This window comes from Parafrankia sp. FMc2 (genome assembly GCF_041008525.1).
Lineage (GTDB): Bacteria > Actinomycetota > Actinomycetes > Frankiales > Frankiaceae > Parafrankia.
Map to the genome: position 1 here is coordinate 1 of NZ_JBFLUG010000183.1, position 11,550 is coordinate 11,550.

Here is an 11,550-nt window from a genome sequence, read left to right on the forward strand (position 1 = left end):
GGCGCGGCGGAACTCCTCCAGCCGTCGCGAGACCGTCGGACTCACCATGATCGCGGTGCGGGGGCGGCGGGACGCTCGACGGGACGGCGACGGGCGAGCGCGCCCAGGTCGGCCGTGCGCTCCGGGCGCGCGAACAGCTGGCCGAGGTTCTGCTGCGGCATGCGGTGCGGCGCGCCCAGTTCGCTGGTCGGTTCGTCGGTCATCGGGCGCTCGCCCCTTCCAGGTCGCGGAGCAGCGCCTCGCGCCGGGTGAGGATCTCGTGGGTCAGTGACGCGAGGTCGCCGGCCACCGCGCCTGCCGTACCGGCGATCACCTGGGAGCGGTCCGCCAGCCCACGCAGGACGTCGAGGCCGGTCGGGCCGTTCGCGGCCGCGACCTCGAGCTCGTGGAAGGGCTGACCACGGCGGCGGGCGTCACGCGCGGGGGCCTCAGCGTGGCGGACGATGGCCTCGAACATGAGATCACGTCCACCCAGGTCCGCGATGACATCGCGGCGGACCTCGTCGCGGATGCGGCGAGCGCTGGTACCGGCTGCGAACAGGGCGACACCGAGCAGTTCGAGCCCGGGGTTCACCCGGCGCATCCGCGCGAACTCGTAGGCGATCTGCTGCATGCCCTTGCGGGACGAGTCGTCCGACTTGATCGGGATGACCAGCCAGTGGGCGGCGCCGAGGACGAGCTGCTGCAGCGGCCGGTTCTCCGGCGGGCTGTCGATCAGGATCAGGTCGTACCTGTCGGCGATCGGGAGCAGGCAGCGGGCCAGTGCCAGCGTCGCCAGCTCCCCGGAGTCGGCGAACCGCTCGTACATGAAGTTGGGGATCTGGCGGACCTCCGCTCCCCCGGGAATCACGTCGAGCCCGGTCCGCCCGCCCACGGCGTGGACCGGGACGAGGGGGGTGCCGTAGCGGATGGCGTCGACGAGGCCCTTGCCGTCGTCGTCGATCTCCGCCTGTCCGGTGTAGCCGAGGTCCTCGCCGCAGTTGCCCTGCGCGTTGACGTCGATGACGAGCACCCTCGCGCCGCTGGCGGCCACGAGGGCGGCGATGTTGGTCGTCAGGGTCGTCTTGCCGACTCCCCCTTTGCCGTTGCCCACCGCGATGACGTGTTCCAGCTGCTCGTGCGGGAATCTGGCCTCGTCCGGCTGCGCCCACGGGTCTGTTGCCACACCGCCCACCTCTTCGGGTCGAGGCCCGCATTCCCCCACCAAAGGGGGACGGAGGCCGCGTGCCGAGTGTAGGGGCAGGCACCGGTGGCGGCGTAATACCTCACAGGCGTGTCGCCACACATCCCGACACACCCGCACCCCGGCGTGCCCGCGTGGTGTCTCCATTGATGGGATGCCCGGTGCCCGGCACCATGCCCCACCAGAACGCACCCAGGATGCCCCGACGTATGACGTGACACCACGCACGACCACGTGTTCCAGAACCACCACAGCGAGTTGCGAACATCCCGTCACGGCAGGGTGCCCGCGCGCCACCACGGCGAGGTGACCGCCCCCAGCCACGGCTGGTTGCTCGTACACCACCACGGCGCGTTGCGGGCACACACCCTCCAGACCGTGCCCGACCTCTGGCGAGCCTGGCGGCTCCCAGCGGTGGTGACGGACGGGCAACCCGCGGCGCACCCGCTCGTGCCACCACAGTGCACACCACAGACACACCCACCCAAGGCCGCCCTGGCGCCCCCACAGCGGGAAGCGGACAGGCACATCCCAGTGCCTGCCGTATCGCACCCACTACCGCACCGCGCCTTGCAGACACTGACACACCACACATGCCAACCAGTACCGCAGACACATGTGCACGCATTATTGGCCGCACTGTTGGCTGCATTATTGGCAACGTTCTTGCGTGCACTCGTGCAGCCAAACGTGCGAGCATTATTGGCCGCACGCGGGCGTGCGTGATGCCAACAAGGGTCGCCTGCCAGTGGTGGCAAAACCGTGGCTGCCGGATGTGACGGAAAGTTGTGGCCAACGTGTGCTCACCGTAGAGGAGCACGGTGACAGAACACCTGTTGACGACGGTGGCAGAACACCTGGTCAGGACGGGTGGAGCCCACAGTGTGCGAGAGGGGTCCGCCACGTGCGGGGGAGAGGCCGCCAGGCCACCGGCTACCGTTAAGTGGTACTTAATAGCCGTTAAGTGTCGCTAAACGGAGAGGTCACCGCCCTTGTCTTCGCCCGACCATCACAGCACCACCACGACCAACCACATCATCGATCTGCTCGCCGCGACACCACCGGACGACCGATGGCACGCCATCCGCGACCTGCGAGCACGCCTCCTGTTGCTCCAACGGCTCACGGTCCGCCAGCTCGCCGACGACGACCTCGGAGAGGTCAGCCGACGGCTCGGCGTCACGAAGTCATGGGTCAGCCAGCTCAGGAATCCGCCGGAGAATCCCAGCCCATGGGCGGTGTGGGGGAGAGCCCTGGCCACCGCCGGAGCCCTCGCGGATCTCGCCGAGCAGCCAGGAGCACGGCGCCTCGCCGCCGAGTTCGAAGACCTGCACTGCCGCTTCCTCCTCGCCGCTTCCGAGGAGGCTCGGACGCGGCTGGATGACGCCGCACGCCGCTGGTCAGCCGCCGCTCGGCGGCGTCGCCTGACCGCCGAGGCGGAGGACCTACTGGTTAGGTTCGAGGCGCTGGTCGCGTACCTACCGGCGCCCGAGGCGATGGCCGTCGAGGACGGTGACGAGGCCGAGGTCTCGTTCGCGTTCCACGCCGAACGGGCCGCCCAGCGTCGCGAACCCGGCTGGTCTCACGCACTGGTCTCAGCCAGCCCGACAGCGCGCGACTGACACCAGAACGACCGACTGATCCCGCGGCGGCGTCGGAGATCCCAGGACGTTCGACAGCGCCCCAGAGCTTCGGATCGGACGCGAGGTCGGCCAGCCTGTCACGGACGACCGTCCCGTCCAGGTGGCTGCCTGCGGCGGGATTCAGAGTGCTTCCACGCGGCTCGGGTGGGGACCACAGCCGGGTTTGACTCGCCGTCCATCGCTCGCCGGCCATCCGCGAAAGGGTGGGGCCAGTCAGCGCTCTCCGTCGGCCGGCGGAGTCATCACGAGGCTGTCGCGGCGGGGGAGCAGGCGGCCGGTCCGCTCCGCCAGCGCGGTGCGGGCGGCGTCACGTTCGGCCTCGGCTCGTGCGGCGCGCTCGGACGTCCCACCGAGCTGGGCGCGGACCGCGGCGAGCTCGCAGCACTGCTGTCCCGCAGGGCAGCGAGGTCGGCGGTGAGCCGGTCGCGGTCGGTGGTGAGGGTGACCGCCGTCGCCTGGGCGGTGCGGGCGGTGTCCTCGGCGGCTCGCCGAGCCTCCGCCTCCGCACGGGCCGCCGAGGACCGGGTCCTCTCGTCGGCCGCGGCCGCCGCGGCACGGGCGGCATCGGCGTCGGCGGACGCCCGGGCAGCGGCAGCCTGGTCGCGTTCACCTACCGCGGCCGCGCGGGCGGTCTCGGCGTCCCGGGCCCGTCCGACCGCCTTCGCCGCGGTCGCCTGGCCGTCGTCAGCGGCGTCCACCGCCCGGTCACGCCCGACGGCGCCGGCGCCGGCGACGCAGGAGCGGATCAGTGCTCCGGTGCGCGCGGAGCCCTTGAGGTCCGCGGAGGCGATCGTCCGCGCCGAACGCAGACGACTTCCTCGGATATGAGCACGTCTTCACCAGCATGGGCGAGCGGTTTCGCTACCCTTCAAGAAGCTTCGCATTGTCGATGGTGCCGATTGGAGCATCCTTGTCTTCCAACCGCTCGCTTCCCCCGCTGTACACCCTTCCTCAGCTCGCCCGCCGCGCCCGGATCTCCGAGGGGCGCGCCCGGGCCCTGCACACCGCGGCCGCTGGCAGCCGGCTCCCCGCCGTCGACCGAACCGATGCCGACGGTCGACCGCTCTGGGAAGAAACGACCATCGACGCCTGGTGCCGCGTCAGCGGCCGCGACCTGCCCGCCGAATCCGACTGGCTGTTCCACGCCCCTGACGCCACCGAACCAGCGCCGCTGCTCTACCACGGGGCCGCGGCCCGCCCAGCCGGTCGGGGCCGCTCCGGGCGTCCGATACACGCGATCGTCTGGGACACCCCGCACGGGCACGTGATCTATGTGACGTGGCTGCACGGCGTCCACCGCGCCCCGGTGCCGGAGCGCGACCAGGCCGCGCTCGTCGCGGCCGAGCTGATCGCGCCGCGTTTCCACGCCGACGCCCTCATCGTCCTCGTCCCCGACCTGGTCTACTCCCGCACCGCCACGGAGAACGTGACCGTCGATCTCTACCGGCTCCGCCCCGCCGCCGCCGGTGTCGGTGCCGGGAACGGGGAGCCGACCGTGGACTGGCGAGGCCAGGTCGCCCCCACCGAAGTCGCTCGCGTCATCGGGACTCCCCTTCCGCTGTGGATAGCGAACACCTGCCGTCGCGAAGAGCTCGACCGGGCGCGCGCCTCCCTCGGCACCACCCTCACCGTGCCTGACGTCCTCTCGGCCTGGCCGGCCACGCTCGCCCGGCTCCGCGCCGCCCATGACACCGGGCTGCCCACCAGCCATCCCGCGGCCTACGCCCTCCTCCTCACGGATGCCGCCGGCACCCTGGCCACAGTCCGCCAGCTCCACATCGCGCTGCCTACCTCCGGACCAGGCTGGTATCTCGCGGCACGTCCAGCGGCGCCGAACCTGCCTCTCGACCTCGAGACCGACCTGGCGTTCCTGTCCACGCAACCCGCTCCCGACCCAGCCCAGCTCACGGCCGATCTCGTCGCGCTGCGCGGCGTGGAACCCGACCTGCCGGCCGACGCCGACGAGGGCGACGCCTACGCCCACGCGGTCACGCTGCTCGCCGCCGCCCTGGCTGACCACGACCCCGCCCTGGCCGCCGACACCGTCACGGTCGTGTCCGGCGACCTGGCCGGCCCGGTCACCGACGCCTGGGTCGACACCTTCAGCCGCCACCCCGACGCAGCGCAGGTCCTGCGAACCCGCCGCGGTCGCCGGCTCCTCGGCCGCATGTCCCCGAGCCGCACCGAGCTCTTCACCGACCCAGCGGGCCGCCTCATCGCCCTCCTCGACGAGGGGCGCGACACACGCCAGTTCCGCGCCGAGTGGCCGCTCGGGCTACCAGTCGGGTGGGGCGAGCGCACCGTGATCGCGATCGACCACGACGGATCCTATGGGCCGGCGCTGGCCCTGACACCCGCCGAGGGCGGCCTCCGGGTCGACCCGGTGCCCGTCTCGCCCGACCGCATCGGCACCGATCTGCTGTACGGCTATGGCGGTGGTGGCCCGCTCGCTTTCTACGCGGCGCTGCGCCGGGTAGCGCTCGCCGAACACCGCAGCCTCGACGGCCACACCCACCCACCGCACGGCAGCGACCTGTTCGCCGCGATCTCCGCCACCACCGGACCGCTACGGCTTCCCTGGCCACAGGTCGAGCGGTGGGCTCGCCAGGATACGGCCCGCCACCTCAGCAGCTGACAGGAGACACGGCCGGGCTCCTCCCGGGCGTTGCGGACAGGGCCGCACCAGCGTCGCCTGCTATGCGCCCTACAGGATCGTGCTCACCCGGCTGCGCTACGCCCCCGGACCCAGACTTACGCCGCCCGACGAACCAGGGAAGGTCTCAGCCACCGATAGATCATCCGCAGCTTGAAGCGCTACGTTCCGCGCGAGGTACACACGATTCTGAGAGGGGCCTGACGGCCCATAGGAACATCCCCTGTGGGGCCAATGGAGCCTCTGACCGGCTCCAGGACGATGCGGCCGCTGGGTTCAGACCGCCTGGTGGGCGCCGGGCCCGGTTCAGGGGTGGGGGAGTCGGGTGACGTGGCCCATGCCGAGGGTGGTGCGGTCGCCGACGCCGGCGTAGGTGGCGAAGGTGGCGAGCAGGTCGAGGGCGTGCCGGGCGTCGGCGGGGACCCGGGCGGGTTCGGCCAGCCCGTAGCGGACCGTCCCGACGCAGCCCCGCGCCGGCGGGACCTTCGGCTTCACCAGATGCTCGGCGACGCGCAGCTCGCAGCCGACGACCTCCAGATGCTCCTCGACGGCCCGGCCGAGGGAGTCGGGGAGGTCCAGCCCGCCGCCGGGTGCGGCGGCGAACGCCTGCCAGCGGGCGGCGAGCGCGCGGAAGACCCATTCGGGCTGCGGGAACACCCGCTGGCGGCGGGCGCCCTCCTCCTTCGCCGTGCTGAACCCCACCGGCGTGACCAGCCGGAACCCGACCTCGGTGGCGGCGGTGGTCTGCGCGGCGAGCGCGGCGTAGCTCGCCGGCATCCGCGGCTCGACGGCGACGGGACGGTACTCGGTGCGTCCGACCCGCCAGACCGGCTCGGTCAGCAGCGCCTCGTAGACAGGGGCGAACAGCTCGTCGGCGAGCAGGCCCACCTCGAACCGGACCTTGGTGGAGGTGGCGCGCGGCGGCTGGTCGCGTTCGTCGAGCAGCGGGGTCAGCGTGTACGGCTTGGGCGGGAGCGCGTCGTGCAGCCGCGTCGCCAGGTCAGGGTGGCGCCGGGCGAGGGCGGCGAGCACGGCGGCGGCCACGCCCGGCCCGGTGTGCGGCGGCGGCAGCGCCCCGGGCGAGACGGGTTCGAGCGTGGTCACGATCCTTGCCGGCATCGGTCCCCCGTGGTCCGGTTGTCGACGGTCTGGGCGGTCGGATGATCCCAGGGGGCCGCGCCGGGCCGGCCGTGAGCCCGTCCACGGCCGGCCTACCCACCACAGCCGCGGCCGGAAGGCGACGCGACCGAGGTGGGGTATGCCGGCGTCCGGCGCCCAGATAGAGGGATGGCGGTATGATCTTGCCTTCCCACAGGTCAGAGTGCCTACAAGACAGATCGCGGTCGCAGCGATCAAAACCGAGTCGGATTGAAACTTGGCAGTTCCGTAGAACGTGCACGTGCCCTCGCCGGGTCGCAGCGATCCCCAACACCGAGTCGGGCAGGACGACCCGGCGCTCTGGCTCGCGCGCAGGTGGATGTGCGGCGCTCTCGCGGCCCACGGCGGCGACAGCGATCCGGCTGCGTCGTGAAGCCCGCGAACAGCAGGGGCCGTACTGGATCCGGGGCGCAGCCGATGGCTGTAGATCCACTGCCGTAGCAACCCTCGTCAGGGGCCGTTGATCGCCGTATCCGGACGCAGCGGTACGCTCTCGTCCGCCCCTGGTTCGACGGGCTACCGGTCCCCGACGAACCCTTCACCATCGGCGCCCTCGGCCTGCCCGTGGTCTACCGGCGCAAATCCGACGGCCGCACCGCGGTCGTGGCACCGCGTACGGCCAACGGCGAGGAACTACGCCGAGCATCCCCGCTGTGGCTCCGCGCCTACCCGACCGCCTCCGGTGAGTGGCGGCTGCGCTCCCTCGCCCTGATCGCCGAGTTCCTCCCCGTCGACGCCACGCTGGAGATGCGCGCACGGGACCGCACCCCGGAGCTGCTGACATCCCCCAATCCGGAACAGATGAGAGAACTCCTCCAGGCCTGGTTCATCTGATCCACATCACCTGTGGAGAGCGGGGCGGCGTCCAGCCGCGGGTCATGCCGGCGGAGCCGCGCACGGCCACGGTCGAGGGCCTCACGTGCCTGCTCGGGCGGCACCCCGCAGCCCGCCGACGTCGCCGGCAGCTGGTAGGGGTTGAGAACTGCCGCTCAGTCAGCGCTCTTTAGTGGTCAGTAGGGCGCTATAATGGTCGTGTGAACCTGAAGGAGTGGGCCGAGTCGCAGGGCGTGGCGTACGTGACCGCTCGTCGCTGGTATGCGGCCGGCAAGCTCCCGGTTCCTGCTCGTAAGGTCGGCGGCCTGATCCTGATCGGCGACGCGCCCGCGAAGGAGGTGGATCTCGCCGTGGTGTACGCCCGGGTGTCGTCGGCCGACCAGAAGTCCGATCTCGACCGGCAGGTCGCCCGGGTCGCCACCTGGGCTGGTGAGCGGGGCATCCCGGTGGGCCGGGTCGTGACCGAGGTCGGCTCGGCGCTGAACGGGCGTCGCCGGAAGTTCCTCGCGTTGCTGAGTGACCCGGCGGTGACGACGATCGTCGTCGAGCATCGTGACAGGTTCGCGAGGTTCGGCGCCGAGTACGTCGAGGCCGCGCTGTCCGCGCAGGGCCGCCGCCTGCTCGTCGTCGACCCGGGCGAGGTGGACGACGACCTGGTTCGGGACATCACCGAGATCCTGACCTCGATGTGCGCCCGGCTGTACGGCCGCCGGGCCGCCGCGAACCGGGCCGCCCGCGCGGTGGCCGCCGCAACCGGGGATACGCCGTGAGGACGCTCCAGGCGTTCCGGTTCGCGCTCGACCCGAACAACGCCCAGCTCGCCGACCTGCACCGCCATGCCGGGGCGGCCCGGTTCGCCTACAACTGGGGCCTGGCGCTGGTGAAGGCCGCGCTGGCGCAGCGCGACGCCGAGAAGTCCTACGGGCTCGGCGGGGACGCGCTCACCGCGGTGCCGTGGACCCTGCCGGCGCTGCGGCTGCGCTTCAACCAGGCGAAGAACAACGTCGCCCCGTGGTGGACGGAGTGCTCCAAGGAGGCGTTCTCCGCCGGGCTCGACCAGCTGGCGCGGGCATTGAAGAACTTCTCCGACTCGAAGAAGGGAAAGCACAAGGGTCGCCGGGTTGGCTTTCCCCGGTTCAAGAAGCGCGGGAAGGCCCGCGCCTCGTTCCGTTACACCACCGGCGCCTACGGCCCGTCCGGGGACCTGGCTGTGAAGCTGCCCCGGGTCGGCAGGGTGAAGGTCCACGAACCTATGGGTGCGCTGACCGGACGGCTGGCCGTCAGCCAGGCCCGGCTGCTGGGCGCAACGGTGTCGCGGACCGCGGGCCGCTGGTATGTCTCGTTCACCGTCGAGGCTGACCGGGAAGTCCCGGCCGAGCCGACGTCCCGGCAGCGTCGAGGCGGGATGGTCGGGGTCGATGTCGGGCTGAAGCACCTCGCCGTCCTGTCGACCGGGGAGCATGTCGACAACCCGAAACCACTCGCCCGCTCCCTGCGCACGCTGCGGCGCACGTCCCGGGCCTACGCCCGGTCAAAGCCGGGCTCGGCTGGACGGCGAAAGCTCGCCGCCAGGCTCGCTGGTACCCATGCCCACGTCGCCCACCAGCGCCGCGACGGGCTACACAAGCTCACGACCCGGCTCGCCACGTCCCACGAGGTGATCGTGGTCGAGGATCTGCACGTTGCCGGGATGGCCCGCAACCGGCGGCTCGCCCGCGCCGTCGCGGACACGGGGATGGCCGAGATCCGTCGCCTACTCGCCTACAAGACCGTCTGGTACGGCTCCCGTCTGCACGTCGCGGACCGCTGGTACCCAAGCTCGAAGACCTGCTCCGGCTGTGGCTGGCGAAACCCAAGTCTCACCCTGTCGGACCGTATGTTCCACTGCCAGTCCTGCGGACTGGCGATCGACCGCGACACCAACGCCGCGATCAACCTGCGTATCCTCGTCGCCGCCAGTACATCGGAGACGCGAAACGCCCGTGGAGCCGACCATAAGACCGCGCCTGCGCGGCGGGTGGCTGCGAAGCGGGAACCCGGCACGGCTTCGGCCAGTCAGACCGGGGGTGCCTCGCCGAGAGGTGAGGCGGCATGAGGGCGCCATCGAGCGCTCACGTGCAACGGTCGGAGACCTCGGCTATGGTGCGGGCACGGCGCGGCGAGGTCACGACCAGACGACCTCGTCAGGCGGCACAGTCAGGTCGTCCAGCAGGTTCAGCACCTCCTCGGCGCTACTCACGACGGTGACACCCGGGCGGTGGGCGTACTCCTGTGCCCACGCGTGTACCAGGACGGTGTCGAGCAGGAAGACGGGCCGGCCGTGTTCGAGCGCGAGCCGGGCCTGGGTGCGGGCGCCGCTTTTCTCCGGGGCTTCCACGACGACCGTCGCGGCGGCGTAGCCGCTCATCACGCCGTTGCGCATCAGGAAGCTTGTTCTGGTCGGCGGGGAGTCCGGCCAGAACTGGGAGAGCACGAGCTGTTCGCGGGCGAGTTTCTCCTGCAGGGGCGCGTTTTCTTTGGGGTAGGACTTGAGCAGGCCGGTTCCGATGACGGCGACGGTGCGCCCGCCCTCGCGCAGGGCGGCCCGGTGCGCCACGGTGTCGATACCGGCGGCGAGACCGCTGACGACGACGCGGCCTCGGCGCGCGAGCCCCGCGGCGATCTCGTCGGCGCGGCGCAGTCCTTCGGTCGAGGCCGAGCGGGTACCGACCACGGCCACCCCGGTGGCGTCGTCCGGGCTCATCTGGCCTCGGAAGAACAGGAACGGGGGGCGTTGGTGGACGGTGAGCAGCTGCGCGGGATAGTCCGCATCAAGCAGGGTGACTATTCGAATACCTTGCGCGTCCCACCCGAGCAGGGTCTCACGTGCCGTGTCCAGAGCGGCGCCGATTCCGTCGGAGAAGCCTTCGAACAGGTCGCCCTGGTCCGTGTTCGTGTCGGCTTCTAGGACACGCAGCGCGCTGCCGGCCTCTTCGACCTCGTCGGCGACGTGCCCCCACTGACGGCGGCGGCCACGCAGAAGCGTCAGCAGCGCCGCGTGTTCCGTCAGGCGGTCCATGGCTGGTGACCCTAGCCGCCGGCTCATCAGCGCCTGACCTGGGGGACCACAGGCCTACACGACAGCGGACAGATCATGCGTTCTCCGTAGGCTCCCAGGACCACACCACACTGTTCGAACTCACGTTCGACATCCGAGCGTATCGCAGCACGGCCCTTCCCGGTCGTGGCGGTAGCCCGCCAGGGCCACCGGATCGCTTAGCGGGTCGCGGGACGGCCGATCTGGTCGAGCAGGCCGGAGGCGGTCCGGCGGTCCCAGGCGCGGGCGCGTTCGACCCACCGGTCGTAGGTGGCGGGCTGGTTGCCGGGCCAGCGGTCGGCGAGGGCGGCGGCCATGGGACGGCCCTCGCGCCAGGCCCGCCGCATCACCGCGATGCGGTCCAGCCAGGTGGCGTCGGTGCGGCGCAGCGGGCCGTCTCCGCCGAGCCGGTGCCGCGCGGCGGTGACCGCCGGGTCGTCGTCCTCGCCGGCGGACGTGCCGGCCGGCACCGGATGGGGGCGGGGGTGGCCGCGGGCGCGGACCTCGGCTTCGACGAGACGCACGAGCCGGGACGTGACGGCCGCGGTGGGGCTGGCGGCCGTCATGGTCAGCCCGGTGCACAGCCACCGGCCCGCCCGCGGCTGCCAGGCGGTCTCGATGCGCCAGCGGTGCCCGGTGTCCGGGTCGGTCCAGGTGAAACTGTCGCGGTCAGCTGTCAGATCAGGGGTCATGCGGGTTGCGGGTCGGGCAGGGCGGCGCGCAGGGCGTGGAGGGCGGGGGCGAGTGCGTCGATCTCCGGGGCGTATTCGAGCCGGCTGGTCCAGCGGGCGGGGATGGCGGCGGCGCCGTCGCGGGCGCCGAGCAGGCCGCCGGTGATGGCGCCGGTGGTGTCGGCGTCGTCGCCGCGGTTGACGACGCCGACGAGCAGGTTCTCCAGCGAGTCGGGCTGTTGCAGCGCCCAGACGGCGACGGCGAGGGAGTGCACGACGTAGCCGGTGGTCGGCAGATCGGTGAGCGCGGTGGCGGCGGGGGTGGCCAGGGC

General features: G+C 71.8%; 12 protein-coding genes. 5 read left to right on the forward strand and 7 right to left on the reverse strand.

Going from position 1 to position 11,550, the window contains the following annotated elements:
* Nucleotides 1–41: 41 nt before the first annotated feature.
* Both AB1460_RS32750 and AB1460_RS32755 read right to left on the reverse strand, forming a co-directional pair.
* Nucleotides 42–203, reverse strand: a complete 162-nt coding sequence (locus tag AB1460_RS32750) for a hypothetical protein (RefSeq protein ID WP_368966058.1) — start codon at nt 201–203, stop codon at nt 42–44.
* Nucleotides 200–1,165: a ParA family protein gene (locus AB1460_RS32755; protein WP_368966060.1), complete on the reverse strand. Its 966-nt coding sequence runs from the start codon at nt 1,163–1,165 to the stop codon at nt 200–202. Before AB1460_RS32755 ends, AB1460_RS32750 begins: the two co-directional genes overlap by 4 nt.
* Nucleotides 1,166–2,175: 1,010 nt before the next feature.
* Here AB1460_RS32755 and AB1460_RS32760 point away from each other — a divergent pair.
* Nucleotides 2,176–2,805, forward strand: a complete 630-nt coding sequence (locus AB1460_RS32760) for a hypothetical protein (RefSeq protein ID WP_368966062.1) — start codon at nt 2,176–2,178, stop codon at nt 2,803–2,805.
* 263 nt (nt 2,806–3,068) lie between these two features.
* Here the strand turns inward: AB1460_RS32760 and AB1460_RS32765 are convergent, their stop codons facing one another.
* On the reverse strand, nt 3,069–3,524 hold the full coding sequence (locus tag AB1460_RS32765; RefSeq protein WP_368966063.1) for a hypothetical protein: 456 nt from the start codon (nt 3,522–3,524) through the stop codon (nt 3,069–3,071).
* Nucleotides 3,525–3,736: 212 nt separating this feature from the next.
* Between AB1460_RS32765 and AB1460_RS32770 the strand changes: the two genes are divergently transcribed.
* The gene (locus AB1460_RS32770) at nt 3,737–5,461 is read left to right on the forward strand and encodes a hypothetical protein (protein ID WP_368966065.1); all 1,725 of its coding nucleotides are present in this window, start codon (nt 3,737–3,739) and stop codon (nt 5,459–5,461) included.
* Nucleotides 5,462–5,785: 324 nt separating this feature from the next.
* On the opposite strand, the gene cas6 is transcribed toward AB1460_RS32770, so the two are convergent.
* Nucleotides 5,786–6,583, reverse strand: a complete 798-nt coding sequence (gene cas6, locus AB1460_RS32775) for a CRISPR system precrRNA processing endoribonuclease RAMP protein Cas6 (RefSeq protein ID WP_368966067.1) — start codon at nt 6,581–6,583, stop codon at nt 5,786–5,788.
* A 657-nt stretch (nt 6,584–7,240) separates the two neighbouring features.
* Here cas6 and AB1460_RS32780 point away from each other — a divergent pair.
* From AB1460_RS32780 to tnpB, 3 genes are all read left to right on the forward strand, one after another.
* Entirely contained in the window at nt 7,241–7,471 is a 231-nt protein-coding gene (locus AB1460_RS32780) for a hypothetical protein (protein ID WP_368966069.1), read from the forward strand.
* 200 nt (nt 7,472–7,671) lie between these two features.
* The gene (locus AB1460_RS32785) at nt 7,672–8,241 is read left to right on the forward strand and encodes an IS607 family transposase (protein WP_368966071.1); all 570 of its coding nucleotides are present in this window, start codon (nt 7,672–7,674) and stop codon (nt 8,239–8,241) included.
* Nucleotides 8,238–9,566 (forward strand): IS607 family element RNA-guided endonuclease TnpB, encoded by a 1,329-nt coding sequence (gene tnpB, locus AB1460_RS32790; RefSeq protein ID WP_368966072.1) that lies wholly within the window; start codon nt 8,238–8,240, stop codon nt 9,564–9,566. The genes AB1460_RS32785 and tnpB overlap by 4 nt, the downstream gene beginning before the upstream one ends.
* Before the next feature lie 69 nt (nt 9,567–9,635).
* On the opposite strand, the gene AB1460_RS32795 is transcribed toward tnpB, so the two are convergent.
* The 3 genes from AB1460_RS32795 to AB1460_RS32805 all read right to left on the reverse strand — a co-directional run.
* Nucleotides 9,636–10,529 (reverse strand): DNA-processing protein DprA, encoded by an 894-nt coding sequence (locus AB1460_RS32795; RefSeq protein WP_368966074.1) that lies wholly within the window; start codon nt 10,527–10,529, stop codon nt 9,636–9,638.
* 197 nt (nt 10,530–10,726) lie between these two features.
* Nucleotides 10,727–11,239, reverse strand: a complete 513-nt coding sequence (locus AB1460_RS32800; RefSeq protein WP_368966076.1) for a hypothetical protein — start codon at nt 11,237–11,239, stop codon at nt 10,727–10,729.
* Nucleotides 11,236–11,550 (reverse strand): ADP-ribosylglycohydrolase family protein (locus AB1460_RS32805; RefSeq protein WP_368966078.1); only part of this gene is annotated, 315 nt, incomplete at its 5' end. The genes AB1460_RS32805 and AB1460_RS32800, both read right to left, overlap by 4 nt.